The organism is Natronosporangium hydrolyticum (assembly GCF_016925615.1).
In the GTDB taxonomy this organism is placed as follows: domain Bacteria; phylum Actinomycetota; class Actinomycetes; order Mycobacteriales; family Micromonosporaceae; genus Natronosporangium; species Natronosporangium hydrolyticum.
Genome location: NZ_CP070499.1, coordinates 5080084 through 5093504, shown reverse-complemented (window position 1 = coordinate 5093504; position 13421 = coordinate 5080084). Strand labels below are relative to the sequence as shown.

Annotated in this window: 14 protein-coding genes; 11 read left to right on the top strand and 3 right to left on the bottom strand. The window is 73.4% G+C overall.

Going from position 1 to position 13421, the window contains the following annotated elements; translation table 11 throughout:
• Positions 1-169 precede the first annotated feature (169 nt).
• Positions 170-991 (bottom strand): HAD family hydrolase, encoded by an 822-nt coding sequence (locus tag JQS43_RS23010; protein ID WP_239676445.1) that lies wholly within the window; start codon positions 989-991, stop codon positions 170-172.
• Between the two features lie 516 nt (positions 992-1507).
• Between JQS43_RS23010 and ssd the strand changes: the two genes are divergently transcribed.
• Genes ssd through JQS43_RS22970 form a run of 8 tightly spaced genes read left to right on the top strand, consistent with a single transcriptional unit; the run spans position 1508 to position 7400 of the window.
• Entirely contained in the window at positions 1508-2632 is a 1125-nt protein-coding gene (gene ssd, locus JQS43_RS23005; RefSeq protein WP_239676444.1) for a septum site-determining protein Ssd, read from the top strand.
• 53 nt (positions 2633-2685) lie between these two features.
• Positions 2686-3843 (top strand): TadA family conjugal transfer-associated ATPase, encoded by a 1158-nt coding sequence (locus JQS43_RS23000; RefSeq protein ID WP_239679547.1) that lies wholly within the window; start codon positions 2686-2688, stop codon positions 3841-3843.
• A complete protein-coding gene (locus JQS43_RS22995; RefSeq protein ID WP_239676443.1) occupies positions 3840-4781 on the top strand; it encodes a hypothetical protein in 942 nt (313 codons plus the stop codon). The genes JQS43_RS23000 and JQS43_RS22995 overlap by 4 nt, the downstream gene beginning before the upstream one ends.
• Positions 4782-4828: 47 nt before the next feature.
• Entirely contained in the window at positions 4829-5536 is a 708-nt protein-coding gene (locus JQS43_RS22990) for a type II secretion system F family protein (RefSeq protein ID WP_239679546.1), read from the top strand.
• Positions 5537-5556: 20 nt separating this feature from the next.
• The gene (locus JQS43_RS22985) at positions 5557-5724 is read left to right on the top strand and encodes a DUF4244 domain-containing protein (protein ID WP_239676442.1); all 168 of its coding nucleotides are present in this window, start codon (positions 5557-5559) and stop codon (positions 5722-5724) included.
• A complete protein-coding gene (locus JQS43_RS22980; RefSeq protein ID WP_338037140.1) occupies positions 5721-6134 on the top strand; it encodes a TadE family type IV pilus minor pilin in 414 nt (137 codons plus the stop codon). Before JQS43_RS22985 ends, JQS43_RS22980 begins: the two co-directional genes overlap by 4 nt.
• The gene (locus tag JQS43_RS22975) at positions 6131-6505 is read left to right on the top strand and encodes an Rv3654c family TadE-like protein (protein ID WP_239676441.1); all 375 of its coding nucleotides are present in this window, start codon (positions 6131-6133) and stop codon (positions 6503-6505) included. Before JQS43_RS22980 ends, JQS43_RS22975 begins: the two co-directional genes overlap by 4 nt.
• A gap of 58 nt (positions 6506-6563) precedes the next feature.
• Positions 6564-7400: a phosphoribosylaminoimidazolesuccinocarboxamide synthase gene (locus JQS43_RS22970; RefSeq protein ID WP_239676440.1), complete on the top strand. Its 837-nt coding sequence runs from the start codon at positions 6564-6566 to the stop codon at positions 7398-7400.
• An 18-nt stretch (positions 7401-7418) separates the two neighbouring features.
• Here the strand turns inward: JQS43_RS22970 and JQS43_RS22965 are convergent, their stop codons facing one another.
• Positions 7419-9758 (bottom strand): DEAD/DEAH box helicase, encoded by a 2340-nt coding sequence (locus JQS43_RS22965; protein WP_420847615.1) that lies wholly within the window; start codon positions 9756-9758, stop codon positions 7419-7421.
• Positions 9755-9880 (bottom strand): hypothetical protein, encoded by a 126-nt coding sequence (locus JQS43_RS26135; RefSeq protein ID WP_275580962.1) that lies wholly within the window; start codon positions 9878-9880, stop codon positions 9755-9757. Before JQS43_RS26135 ends, JQS43_RS22965 begins: the two co-directional genes overlap by 4 nt.
• A gap of 38 nt (positions 9881-9918) precedes the next feature.
• Here JQS43_RS26135 and JQS43_RS22960 point away from each other — a divergent pair, with 38 nt between their 5' ends.
• The 3 genes from JQS43_RS22960 (at position 9919) to JQS43_RS22950 (ending at position 13345) form a co-directional block, all read left to right on the top strand.
• Entirely contained in the window at positions 9919-10272 is a 354-nt protein-coding gene (locus JQS43_RS22960) for an STAS domain-containing protein (protein WP_239676439.1), read from the top strand.
• A gap of 5 nt (positions 10273-10277) precedes the next feature.
• Positions 10278-10715 carry an ATP-binding protein gene (locus JQS43_RS22955; RefSeq protein WP_239676438.1) on the top strand — a complete coding sequence of 146 codons (438 nt, stop codon included), beginning with the start codon at positions 10278-10280 and terminating at the stop codon, positions 10713-10715.
• 191 nt (positions 10716-10906) lie between these two features.
• Entirely contained in the window at positions 10907-13345 is a 2439-nt protein-coding gene (locus tag JQS43_RS22950) for a sodium-translocating pyrophosphatase (RefSeq protein ID WP_239676437.1), read from the top strand.
• Positions 13346-13421: the final 76 nt, after the last annotated feature.

Below are 13421 nucleotides of genomic sequence, written 5' to 3'. Positions count from 1 at the left end.
GATTGCGTGGCTGATCGCCCGCGTGGGTGCCCGGTGGCCGTGCCCGGATCCCCTTGTCTCGGGGTCCGTAACTCCTTTCTACCCCTCATCCGCGGCCCGCGCCAGTCTCCCGCCAATGCGGTTCTGACCAGCCACAACGTACGGGCAGCGGGGCGCGAAATGGGTAGCGTCAGCTGGGCGACGCGAGCGCGCCGGATCGGGAAACCGCCCGGCTTCTGCGGCGACGCCCGTACCAGGCGATCCCGACCGCCAGCCCGACTCCCACCCCGACCGCCGCGGCGACCGGCATCGCCCGGGAGCTCCGCAACCGGTGGCGGAGCGGAATCGGATGCCGGAACTCGCGGACCTCCCAGCCCCGCTCGGTCGCCGCGCGGCGCAGTGCCCGGTCCGGGTTGACCGCGGTAGGGTGCCCGACCGCCGCCAGCAGCGGCAGATCACTTATCGAGTCCGAGTAGGCGTAGCAGCCGGCGAGGTCGTACCCACGAGCCGTGGCCAGCTCCCGGACCGCCTCGCCCTTCCCCTCGCCGGCGGCGTAGAACTCGATCTCCCCGGTGTACCGGCCGTCGGCGACCGTCATCCGGGTCGCGATCACGTCGGTGATTCCGAGCAGTTCGCCGATCGGCCGGACGATCTCGTCCCCGGACGCTGAGACCAGCACCACGTCGTGGCCGAGGCGACGGTGCTCTTCGATCAGCTCGCTCGCCTCCGCGTAGACGTACGGGTTGATCAGCTCCTGCAGGGTCTCGGCGACGATCTGACGAACCTGCTCGACCGGCCACCCGGAACACAGCGTGGCGAGATAGTCCCGGGTCCGGGCCATAGCGGCCTCGTCGGCACCTCCGAAGCGGAACATCAGCTGCGCGTACGCGCCCTTGACGACGTCGCTACGGGTGATCAATCCGTCCCGGTAGAAGGGGCGGCCGAACGCGAGCGCGCTCGACTTCGCGACCACCGTCCGGTCGAGGTCGAAGAAAGCGGCGCTGCGGCCCACGCGCGGAGTCTAGCCGGTGCTGCCGGCCGGTGGGGAGGGCCGCTCGATGTGGACGCGAGAAAGGGAGCACGCGGGGCGCAGCGCTCCCCGGTCAGGTGCTAGGGTCGCCCGATGCGTGGGGTGTCCCGCGGCCGACGGACCCCGCTCGACGGCGGAGCGTCGGGTCAGGCACCCTAGAAGCGTCCGAATGACCCTCGGCGGTTCTCTTGACCGCTGAGAGGGTTCGGCTCTGCCCCCCGGAGCCGACCCCATGACGACCCCCGCCTACCCCCCGGGCGGGGGTCGTCCCATCTCTGCCGCCCCGGAGTCTGCCGTCCCGCAGTGGCGCGGTCAGCTCGCACCGCATCCGTGGGCAGCGGCGGGTTTCGCCGCATAGCAGATCATCCCCACTCACCGCCGCTCTGTCCACAGGCGCGGGTTGTCCACAGCGCGACGCCACCGCCAGTTGGCTCCCGCCGGCTCTTCCCCCCACCGTGGAGCGCACGCCGATGAGCTCACGATCTGAGGGGGAGCAGAATGTCCAGGCACACCGCCGCCGCGACCATCGCGGCGCCCGGCCCCGCCCGCCGGCCGTTGTTGGTCACCGGGGACGAACAGCTGCTTGACGAGCTGCTTCGGCTCGCCGCCGCTGCCGGAGTCGAACCCGAAGTCGCCACCGATCCGGCGTCGGCACGGGGCCGCTACCCCGGGGCGCCGCTGGTGCTGATCGGCGCGGACCAGGCTGCCGCGTGTCAACGGGCCCGGCTCCCCCGCCGCAGCGATGTGGTCGTGGTGGCGAACGCACAGCGCACCACCGATCCGTGGGCGGCGGCGGAGTGGCTAGGTGCGGCCCAGGTGGCGTTGCTCCCCGAGGCGGAGACCTGGCTGGTCGAGCGGTTCGCCGGTTGCCGAGCGCACGGTCCGCCCGCCCCGGTGGTGGCGGTGTTGGGCGGCCGGGGCGGCGCTGGCGCCAGTGTGCTCGCCGCCGGGCTCGCGATGACCGCCGCGCAACATGGCCGGCGCGCGCTGCTGATCGACGCCGACCCCCTCGGCGGCGGGCTGGATCTGGTGTTGGGCTGGGAGGAGGACGGCGGCCTACGGTGGCCCGAGTTGGCCGGCGCCAGTGGCCGGGTCGATCCGTCGGCGCTGGTCGATGCCCTGCCGGGCCGGGGGGAGCTGGCGCTGCTCTCGTTCGACCGGCGAGATTCGCCGCAGATCGACGCCGAAGCGATGTCCGCGGTGCTGGCCGCGGGGCGGGCGGCGCGGGAGTTGGTCGTCGTCGATCTGCCTCGCTGGTCGGACCCGGCGGCGGTCGTCGCACTGCAGGGCTCCGACCAGGCGTTGCTCGTGGTGCCGGCAGAGGTGCGGGCCGCGACCGCGGCTGCGCGGGTGGCGGTCAGCGCAACCGAGCACTGTGCTCAGGTCCGGTTGGTGGTTCGTGGGCCGGCGCCCGGTGGCCTCTCGGCAGCGGAGATCAGCGAGTCGTTGGCGCTGCCGCTGGCCGGCACTTTGCGCCCAGAGCAGGGTTTGGCGGCGATGCTTGAGGGTGGGATGCCACCCACCAGCACCGGACGCGGGCCGTTGGCGGTGCTGTGCCGGCGGTTGGTCGACGAGCTCTGCCTCCCGGCCACCGCGGCGGGTGTCGAGAGCAGGGCGGCGTGAGCGCGCCACCACCATCGGAGCCTGCCGCGGCGCCCGCCAGCTGGCTCGGTGAGATCCGTGAGCTGTTGGCGCAGGAGCGGGCGACCGCGACCGGCGCGGCCGTTGTCGAGGCGGTCCGGCGGCGGCCCGAGGCTGCCGCGCTCGGAGATCCGGCCCTGCTGCGGGTCGCCGACCAGGTTCACGCGGACCTCGTCGGCGCCGGTCCGCTCGCCCCGCTGCTCGGGGATCCGCGGGTGACCGACGTGCTGGTCAACGGCGAGGAGGTGTGGGTCGATCGGGGCGGCGGGTTGCAGCGCTGCCAGGTGGAGCTGGGCGGGGTCGCCCAGGTCCGCCGGTTGGCGCAGCGCCTCGCTGCGGCGACTGGCCGGCGGCTCGACGACAGCAGCCCGTGCGTCGACGCCCGGCTCGCGGACGGCACGCGGGTGCATGCGGTCTTGCCGCCGGTGGCGGTCTCCGGCCCCTACCTCTCGCTGCGGACATTCCGGGCCCGGCCGTTCACGCTCGCCGATCTGATCGCCGCCGGCGCCATGAGCGAGCCGTTGGCGGAGCTCCTCACCGCGATCGTCGCCGCCCGGCTGCCGTACCTCATCTCGGGCGGCACCGGCAGCGGCAAGACCACCCTGTTGGCCACGCTGCTTTCGCTGGTGCCGGCCGATGAACGGATCGTGGTCGTGGAGGACGCGGCCGAGCTGCGTCCGGGCCACCCCCATGTGGTCGGGTTGCAGTGTCGCACCGCCAACGTCGAAGGCGCCGGTGCGGTCGAGCTGCGTGAGCTGGTCCGGCAGGCGCTTCGGATGCGTCCGGACCGGATTGTCGTCGGAGAGTGCCGCGGCGCCGAGGTGGCCGACCTGCTCGGTGCGCTCAACACCGGGCACGAGGGTGGGGCGGCGACCCTGCATGCGAACACTCCCCACGATGTCCCGGCCCGGCTGGAGGCGCTGGGCCTACTCGGCGGGTTGCCCCGCCCGGTGCTGCACGCGCAGGTGGCGGCGGCGCTGCGAGTGGTGCTCCATGTGCGCCGAGTGGGGGCGGCGCGGGTGCTCGACGAGGTCTGCCTGCTGCGGCTGGGCGCCGACCGGCTGGTGGAAGCGGACCCGGTGTGGCAGCGGGAGCACGGCGGTGCCCCGGCAGCGGTGGTGCTGGCCGACCTGCTCCGGCAGCGGGGGGTCGCAGTGCCGGAGCTGCTCGCGGCGGCGGAGCGGACCCGGTGACGGTGTCGACCGGGCCGGCTGGCTGGTCTGTCGCCGGCTGCCTGCTGCTCGCCGCGGCGGTTCTGGGCTGGCCGAACCGGTCTGCCCGGGCCCGGCGTCGCCGGCTGCTCCAGCCGGGCGGGTCCGCGCCGGAGCCAGCGTTGTTCCGGGCCGCGCGGCGGCTGGTCGCCACGGTTGTCGGCGGGCGGCGGGGGGATGCCCGGGGGCGGCGCTCGACCCGGTCTGGCTGGCCACCGCCGGCCGGCGGACGGGCCGGGCCGGGGCGCCGCCAGGTCGGATGGCGGCGTTCCGGAGAGCTGTTGTTGCTGGTGGCCGCACCGGCGCTCGCCGGAGTGCTAGCCGCACCGCTGGGCGGGCCGGTCGCCGCCGCGGTGGTCGCCGCTTACACCGCGGTGGCGGTGTGGGCGGTGCGACGGCGGACGCGTCAGCGGCAGCAGGCCGACCGCCGCGCCACGGTGCTGGATCTGCTCAGCTCCGCTGCGGCGGACCTGCGGGCGGGCCTCCCGGCGCAGACCGCCCTGGCCGAGCTGGCCCCGCTGGCCCGACCGGGGTCGCCCGCCCCGTCCGCTGCGGCGGTGCCGGCCTCGGTTCAGTCGCTCGTGGCCCGGATCTGGGCGGCGGTTGCGCTGGCCGAGGCGACCGGCGCGCCCGCGGCGGAGGTGCTGGAACGGATCGAGGTCGACGCCCGGGGGGACGACCGGGCCGCCGCGGGCGCTGCGGCCCAGGTGGCCGGGGCGCGGGCCACCTCCTGGCTGCTGGCCGTGCTGCCGCTGGCCGGCTTGGGGCTCGGGTACACCATCGGCGCGGATCCGTTGCCGGTGCTGCTGCACACCCCGGTCGGCGCCGCCTGCGCGGCCGGAGCGTTGCTGTTGCAGCTCGGCGGGCTGGCCTGGACCGGCCGAATCGTGCGCCCGCCGACCGTGGCGGGTGCCAGGTGAGCGGCGGCTGGGCGGCGGCCACCGGGCCGGTCGCCGTCCTATTGGTAATGCTGGCGCTGCTGCTGCTGGGCGCCCCGGCCGTCACCGGTCGGCGCCGGCCGGGGCGGCGGTTGCGGGCGCTCTCGACGCGGGCGGCGCAGCCGGGCGGGTCCGGCCGGCCTTCGGTAGACCCGCGGCGGATCGTGGCAGTGCTGGTCGGTGTGGCGGTGGCGGTGCTGGTCGAGGGCTGGCTCGGCCCGGTGCTCGCGGCGCCGCTCGCCGTCGGCGTCGACCGTGGCCTGCGGCGCCTGGAGTCGCCCGCGCAGCGGGTCCGGCGGGCGACCGAGGCGGCGTCGCTGCCGCTCGCCGCCGACCTGCTCGCGGTCGCGCTCCGGGGTGGGGCGCCCGTCGACGCGGCGGTCGCCGCGACCGCCGCCGCGCTCGGCGGCCCGCTCGGCGACCGGCTCGACCGCGTGGCCCGACTGCTGCGGCTCGGCGCCACCGCCGAAGAGGCGTGGCAGCAGCTCTCCTCGGTGCCCGGCGCCCCACGGCTAGTGCGGGCAGCGGTCCGCAGCGCCGAGCATGGGGCGGCGCTCTCCGACTCGTTTGCCCGGCTCGCCGCCGACCTGCGCGCCGACCGGGCGACCACGGTGGAGGCGGCCGCCCGCCGCGCCGGGGTCCTGATCGTGCTGCCGCTCGGGCTGTGCTTCCTGCCCGCCTTCATGCTCGCCGGCCTAGTGCCGGTGATCATCGCCGCGCTCGGCGATTACCTGTAGCAACCACGAAAGGATCTGCCATGCACGCTCTTCGACGTCGACTTCGATCGGATGCCGGGATGAACACCGCCGAGTACGCGGTGGGGACCCTCGCCGCCGTCGCTTTCGCCGGGATCCTCTACGCCGTGATCACCTCCGACAACATCCAGTCCGCGCTGCAGGCGATCGTGGAACGGGCGCTGGGGTGACCGACCCTGCACACGGCACCGGCGGTCGGGTTGCCCCGGCCGCCGGTCCGCCCCGGCGCCGCCGAGGGGAGCGGGGGTCGGTCACCGCCGAACTCGCCGTCGGGCTGCCGGTGCTGGTGCTGCTGCTGCTCGCCGGCCTTACCGCGGTCGGTGCGGTCACAACCGCACTGCGCTGCGGGGACGCCGCCCGGGAGGCCGTGCTCGCCGCAGCCCGCGGCGAACCGGGCTCGGTCGCGGCCGAGCAGCTCGCCCCGCCTGGAGCCGAGATCGAGGTGACCGCGACCGCCGACACCGTGGTGGCGACGGTACGCGCACCGGTGCCGTTGCTCGGTGCCCGGCTGCCCGGCCGTTGGGTGGAGGCCCGATCCGTCGCCGCGGTCGAGCCAGGCTACCCGGGTCCCGCGCCGTGAGCGGCGACCGTGGCTCCGCGTCACTCTGGCTGCTCGCGGTCGGCCTGATGCTGCTCGCCGCCGGGCTCGCCGGCGCCGCGATCGGTGACGCCCAGCTGGCCCGGCACCGGGCGCAGTCCGCCGCCGACTTGGGCGTGCTCGCCGGGGCGGCCCGCGCCCACTACGGCGCTGAGCTGGCCTGCGCCCGGGCCGAGGAGCTGATCTTCGCCAACGGCGGCGTCTTGCGGGAGTGTCGGCTGGTCGGGCTTGAGCTAACGGTCACCGTCGAGGTCGTAGCGACGGTCGCCGGACGTCCGGCGACCGCCGTCGCCCGCGCGGGTCCGCTCCAGTCGGCGCCTGGGCCGTACCCCGACGCTGCCGGCGCTGGTTGACCGGTCCGGCCCACGCGCCAGCGGTTGAGTGGCCGCGCCAGCGGGTTAAGGTGGCCGGGTGGAGCTGCTGCACTCGGGCAAGGTCCGAGACATCTATCTGGACGGCGACGAGTTGATCCTGGTCGCCTCCGACCGGGTCTCCGTCTACGACGTGGTGCTGCCGACCCCGATCCCGGATAAGGGCGCCATCCTCACCAAGCTGTCGCTTTGGTGGTTCGAGCGCCTAGCGGACCTGGTCCCGCACCACGTCATCTCCGCCACCGACGTCCCCGACCAGTGGCGCGGCCGGGCGATCCGGTGCCGGCGGTTGGCGATGGTTCCGGTGGAGTGCATCGCCCGCGGCTACCTCGCCGGGTTGGGGCTACGCGCATACCAGTCTGGGGGCGCCATCTGCGGGGTGGCGCTGCCGCCGGGGCTGGTGGAGGGGTCCCAGCTGCCCGAGCCGGTCTTCACCCCCACCACCAAGGCCGCGGTCGGCGAGCACGATGAGTTCCTCACCGCCGACGAGGTGGCGCAGACCCTCGGCGGCGAGACCACCGAGCAGCTCCGGCAGCTCACCCTCGACATCTACCAGCGGGGCGCCGAGACCGCTGCTGATCGCGGCATCATCGTCGCCGACACCAAGCTTGAGTTCGGCTGGGCGCCCGACGGCAGTCTGGTGCTCGCCGACGAGGTGCTGACGCCGGACTCGTCGCGGTTCTGGCCGGCCGACGAGTGGCAACCCGGCCGTGCCCAACACGCCTTCGACAAGCAGTTCCTGCGCGAGTGGGCGAACCGCACCGGCTGGGATCGCAAGCCACCGGCGCCGGAGGTCCCGGCCGAGATCGTCGAGGCGACCCGGCAGCGTTACCTGGAGGCGTACCAGCGGCTTACCGGCGATTCCTGGCCGGGCTGAGGCGCGGTGCCCGCACCGTTACCGCAGCGCGGTGAGCACCACGTCCAGCGCGGCCACCGCGCCCCACTTGGCTAGCGGCTGGTTGCCGTTGCCGCACTTCGGGGATTGGACGCAGGAGGGGCAGCCGCGTTCGCAGGGGCATTCGTCGATCGCGTCCCGGGTCGCGCGCAGCCACTCCCGCGCCGCCCGGTACGCACGTTCGGCGAAGCCGGCGCCGCCGGGTTGTCCGTCGTAGACGAACACGCTCGGCGTCCCGGTGTCCGGGTGCAGCGCGGTGGAGATGCCGCCGATGTCCCACCGGTCGCAGGTGGCGACCAGGGGCAACAGCCCGATCGCCGCGTGTTCGGCGGCGTGCAGCGCGCCCGGCACGTTCGGCCCGTCGACCCCGGCGTCGGCCAGCGCCCCGGGCGCCACTGTGTACCAGACCGCGACGGTGGCGAGTTGCCGTTCCGGAAGGTCCAGCGGGAAGGTGCCGAGGACTTCGCCGGAGCCGAGCGCCCGACGTTGATAGGAGACGACCTGTTGCCGGACCGCCACCTCACCGAGGAACAGCCCCACTGGTCCGGCGTCGTGGTATTCGCGGACCTCGGCTACCGACAGGTCGGTGGTGTCGCGTGGGTGGGTCGACCAGGCGGGCGACTCCGGGCGCACCAGCGCTACCGCGTCGGGCAGGTCCAGGTTTTCGACTACATACGACACTCCCTGGTGGAGGTAGACCGCGCCGGGGTGGACCAGGAAGTGGGCTGACCCGGCGTCGACGGTGCCGAGTAGCCGGCCGCTGGCGGCCTCCACCACTGCGACCGGGGTGCCGCCGGTGCCGCGCAGGTCGACCTCGGGCCGGTCGGTCCGGGTCCAGTACCACCCGGTGGGGCGCCGCCGCAGCGCCTTCGCCGCGACCAGCGCCTCGATCGTCGCCGCGGCGGGTTCGCCGCCGAAGCGTTCCACATCGGCGTCGGTGAGCGGCGCCTCGGCCGCCGCCGCGGCGAGCTGCGGCCCCAGCACGTACGGGTTGCCGGGGTCGAGGACGGTCGCTTCGACCGGCCGCTCGAAGAGCGCCTCGGGGTGGTGCACCAGGTAGGTGTCGAGCGGGTCGTCCCGGGCCACCAGTGCGCACAGCGCGGGACGGCCGGCTCGACCGGCGCGGCCGGCCTGTTGCCACAGCGAGGCGAGCCGGCCGGGGTAGCCGCACAGCACCACCGCGTCCAGGCCGACCAGGTCGACGCCGAGCTCCAACGCGTTGGTGGTGGCGAGCCCCAGCAGCTCCCCGTCGCGCAGCGCCCGCTCCAGTTGCCGGCGCTCCTCGGGCAGGTAGCCGCCGCGGTAGGCGGCGACCCGTTTCCCTAACCCCGGCACCACCTCGTCGAGCGCCTGCCGGGCCTGCGTCGCCAACACCTCCGCGCCCCGGCGGGACTTCACGAAGGCCAAGGTACGAACGTCGTGGCTGACCGCGTCGGCGAGTAGGTCCGCCGACTCGGCCAGCGCCGACCGCCGGACCGGGGCGGCGTCGTGCGCTGGTTCGTCGTCGTGCGCCGGTTCGTTGCCGGTCGCGGCGACGGCTGGCCCGCCGGCCAGCAGCGGCGGCTCCCAGAGCAGGAAGGTGACGGCGCCGCGGGGGGAGGTGTCCTCGGTGACGGCGGTGACCGGTGCGCCGATCAGCCGGCTCGCCGCGTCGGCCGGGTCGCCGGCGGTCGCCGAGGCGAGGATGAAGGTCGGGTCGGCCGGGGCGAGCCGGCGGAGCCGACGCAGCACGTGGGCGACGTGGGAGCCGAACAGGCCGCGGTAGGCGTGGCACTCGTCGACCACCACGAAGACGAGCCGCCGCAGGAACTGCCGCCAACCGCGGTGGCCGGGCAGGATGCCCCAGTGCAGCATGTCCGGGTTGGTCAGCACGAAACGTGAGTGCGCCCGTACCCATTCGCGTTCTTCCCGGGGCGTGTCACCGTCGTAGCAGGCCGGTCGTACCCCTGGTAGGTCCAACCCCCGCAGCGACCGCAGCTGGTCGTTGGCGAGGGCCTTGGTGGGGGCGAGGTAGAGCACGGTGGCCCGCGGGTCGTCGAGCAGCGTGGCGAGCGCCGGCAGCTGGTAGGCGAGCGACTTGCCGGAGGCGGTGCCGGTCGCGACCACCACATGCTCGCCGTCGGCGGCGTGTTGGGCGGCCGTTGCCTGATGGCGCCACGGCCGGGCTACGCCGCGGGTGGCCAGCGCTTCCCGCAGTGCGGGGGGAACCCAGCTGGGCCAGTCCGCGGGCTCGCCGGCCCGCTCCGGCAGCCGCGCCACATGGGTGATCCGGCCGTCGTCACCGGCCCGGGACGTGAGCGCGGTGAGTAGCGTCTCGGGGTCGGGGTCCGTGATCGTCACGCCGCCTCGTCACCCATCGCGACACCGTCGGCAGGAGCATTGTCCGGACCCATCGTCTTACCGTACTGCGCGCCGCCGACCAGCAGGATCGGGCAACGGACCGGCGTGATCGCACACGTCACCGTGCGGCGATGGTTCAATGACACCGGGAGGTACGCCGATGGAGTTGTCGCTGAGCAGTCGTGAGTTCGCGGGCTACACGGTGGTGGAGGCGCGCGGGGAGGTCGATGTCTATACCGCGTCGGTGCTGCGGCAGCGGCTGATCGAGGTGATCGAGGGCGGTTCGCATCGGGTGGTGGTCGATCTGCGTCGGGTGGACTTCCTCGATTCGACCGGGCTGGGGGTGCTGGTCGGGGCCCTGAAACGACTCCGGATGGCCGGTGGTGAGCTCGGCCTGGTGTGCGACAACGAGAAGTTGCTGAAGGTTTTCCGGATCACCGCGCTGGACCGGGTGTTCGCGCTGCACGAGACGGTGGAGGCGGCGACCGCCCCGCCCGCGCAGCCGAACGGGTGAGGCGGGTGCCCACGATTCAACTGGCGTTCTCTTCCGCGCCGCAGTATGTGCGGACGGCCCGGCTGATCGGGGTGGCGATGGCGCGCCGCGCCGGGGTGCCGGATGAGCGGCTCTACGAGGTGCGGCTCGCGATCGGTGAGGCGTGTGGCCGGGCGGTGGCCCGCCATCAGCGGCACGGGGTGGCTGACCTGGTGCGGGTCGAGATGTCAGACGACGGGCCGTACTCGGTGCGGGTGTTGGATGCCTGTGGGGCGGAGGCGGCCCCGCCGGCGGCCGACGCGGGTGAGGAGGAGGCTGCCGACGCCGACCGGATGGGGGAGGCGCTGCTGGCGGCGCTCGTGGACGACCTGTCGGTGCACAACAGTCCAGCGGGTTCGGAGGTCCGGATGGTCTGGCCGGTGCGGCGTCGGCTCTCAGGCGTGCGCGGTGGACCGGTCGGGTGACCGGAAACAGGCCGGCAAGCCAGACGTTACCCAGCTGACACATCGTGATCTGGCCCACGTGAGCGGCGCCACTTGACCGGCCAGTAAGGTACACGGATCAACAGGGATTTTCGGGCCGGTGAACCGCCGGTCATGAGCCGCCAGGTCCAGCCCACGCCGGGCCCAGTTGTATTCGGTACAGGAGGACAACGATGTCCGAGAGCCCACTCGCCGTGGAGAGCGGCCTATCACTTAGTGGGATAAACCTCTCATATGTGGTTATAGCCGCTGTTATCGGGCTAGTCGCCCTCGGCTTCGCCGCCGCCATGGTGCAGTCGGTGCTGAAGGCAGACCGCGGCACCGCGAAGATGCAGGAGATCTCCGGTGCGGTCCAAGAGGGTGCCGCCGCGTACGTCTTCCGGCAGCTCAAGACCGTTGCCGTCTTTGTGGTGCTGGCCTTCGTGGTGCTGATGGTGCTGCCGGTGCACGAGGTCGGCGGCAGTGAGCTGGCGGTACGGATCGGCCGCTCGGTCTTCTTCGTGATCGGCGCCGCGTTCAGCGCGTTCATCGGCGCGGCCGGTATGGCGCTGGCGACCCGGGCGAACCTGCGGGTCGCTGCGGCCGCCCGGATGGGCGACGGCAGCCGGGAACGGGCGATGCACATCGCCTTCCGCACCGGCGGCGTGGTCGGCTTCCTGACCGTCGGCCTCGGGCTGTTCGGCGCCGCCCTGGTAGTCATGATCTACCAGGGGGATGCGGCCACGGTCCTGGAGGGCTTCGGCTTCGGCGCCGCCCTGCTCGCGATGTTCATGCGGGTCGGTGGCGGCATCTTCACCAAGGCCGCCGACGTCGGCGCCGACCTGGTGGGCAAGGTCGAGCAGCACATCCCGGAGGACGACCCCCGCAACGCGGCGGTGATCGCCGACAACGTGGGCGACAACGTCGGCGACTGCGCGGGGATGGCCGCCGACCTGTTCGAGTCGTACGCGGTGGTGCTGGTCGCCGCGCTGATCCTGGGTGGTTTCGCGTTCGGCGCCGACGGGCTGGTCTTCCCGCTGATCGTGGCCGCGATCGGGGCAGTGATCGCGATCGCCGGGGTGTTCATGACCCGGATGCGTCGGGGGGACCGGACCGGGTTGACCGCGATCAACCGGGCGTTCTTCATCGCCGCCGGAGTCGGCGCGGTGCTGGTGGCGGTGGCGGCCTTCGCGTACCTGCCGAACTCCTGGGCCGACCTGCACGGCGAGCAGTGGCGCGACACGCTCGGGCTGGGCGAGGGCGACCGGGACCCGGTCAACCCGCAGCTGTTGGCGATCGGCGCGGTGGTCATCGGGATCGCGCTCGCCGCCGCCATCCAGGCGCTCACCGGCTACTTCACCGCCACCAACCGGCGCCCGGTCCGGGACATCGGCAAGACCTCGCTGACCGGGCCGGCCACCGTGATCCTCGCCGGGGTGAGCGTCGGGTTCGAATCCGCGGTCTACTCGGCGCTGGTGCTCGGCGCGGCGGTCTTCGGTGCCTCGCTGCTCGGCGGGGGCGCGTTGACGGTGTCACTATTCGCGGTGGCGCTGGCCGGCTGCGGTCTGCTGACCACCGTCGGCGTGATCGTGGCGATGGACACCTTCGGCCCGATCTCGGACAACGCCCAGGGCGTTGCGGAGATGTCCGGCGACATCGACGAGGCGGGCGCCCGGATTCTCACCGACCTGGACGCGGTGGGCAACACCACCAAGGCGATCACCAAGGGCATCGCGATCTCCACGGCGGTGCTCGCGGCGACCGCGCTCTTCGGCTCGTACCGGGAGATCGTGCTCGACGCGATCACCGAGGCCGGCGTCACCGACATCATCTCCTTCGACGAGCTGCTGAACGTGGCGAACCCGGTGAACCTGGTCGGCATGCTGGTCGGTGCCGCGGTGGTGTTCCTCTTCTCGGGTCTCACGATCAACGCGGTCTCCCGGTCGGCCGGCGCCGTGGTGATGGAGGTCCGCCGTCAGTTCAAGGAACTGCCGGGGATCATGAACTTCAGCCAGCGGCCCGAGTACGGCAAGGTCGTGGACATCTGCACCAAGGATGCCCAGCGGGAGCTGATGACACCGGCGCTGCTCGCGGTGCTGGCCCCGGTGGCGGTCGGGTTCGGGCTCGGGCCGGGTGCGCTCGCCGCCTTCCTGGCCGGCGCGATCATTACCGGTGTGCTGATGGCGGTCTTCCTGGCGAACTCGGGTGGCGCCTGGGACAACGCGAAGAAGGCGGTCGAGGACGGGGCGCACGGCGGGAAGGGCTCGGAGGCCCACGACGCCACCGTGATCGGCGACACCGTCGGCGACCCGTTCAAGGACACCGCCGGGCCGGCGATCAACCCGCTGCTGAAGGTGATGAACCTGGTGGCGCTGCTGATCGCCCCCGGAGTTGTGCTGTTCAGCCTCGGCGACACCGAGCAGCCACTGCTGCGTACCGGGATCGCGGTGGTGGCGGTGCTGATCATCGTAGGCGCGGTGATCTTCAGCAAGCGCAAGCCGATCGTGGTCTCAGCCGCTGGCGACGATGAGGGCGACGGGGCCGGGGGCGGCGCGACGCCGCCGCCGAGCGCCGCCAGCGGCTCCAAGGAGCCGCCGGCGGCAGGGGAGAAGGCGTCCGCCTACACCTCCTGATCAAGCCGATGCAGGTCACGGGGCCGGTGGGACTATCCCACCGGCCCCGCCTGGTTCATATGCCCTTTTCGTCCAG

Excerpts from the sequence above, each read along its gene's own strand:
- ssd (WP_239676444.1), top strand. The coding sequence starts at position 1,508 with ATGTCCAGGCACACCGCCGCCGCGACCATCGCGGCGCCCGGCCCCGCC.
- JQS43_RS22990 (WP_239679546.1), top strand. The coding sequence starts at position 4,829 with ATGCTGGCGCTGCTGCTGCTGGGCGCCCCGGCCGTCACCGGTCGGCGC.
- JQS43_RS22985 (WP_239676442.1), top strand. The coding sequence starts at position 5,557 with ATGCACGCTCTTCGACGTCGACTTCGATCGGATGCCGGGATGAACACC.
- JQS43_RS22960 (WP_239676439.1), top strand. The coding sequence starts at position 9,919 with ATGGAGTTGTCGCTGAGCAGTCGTGAGTTCGCGGGCTACACGGTGGTG.
- JQS43_RS22950 (WP_239676437.1), top strand. The coding sequence starts at position 10,907 with ATGTCCGAGAGCCCACTCGCCGTGGAGAGCGGCCTATCACTTAGTGGG.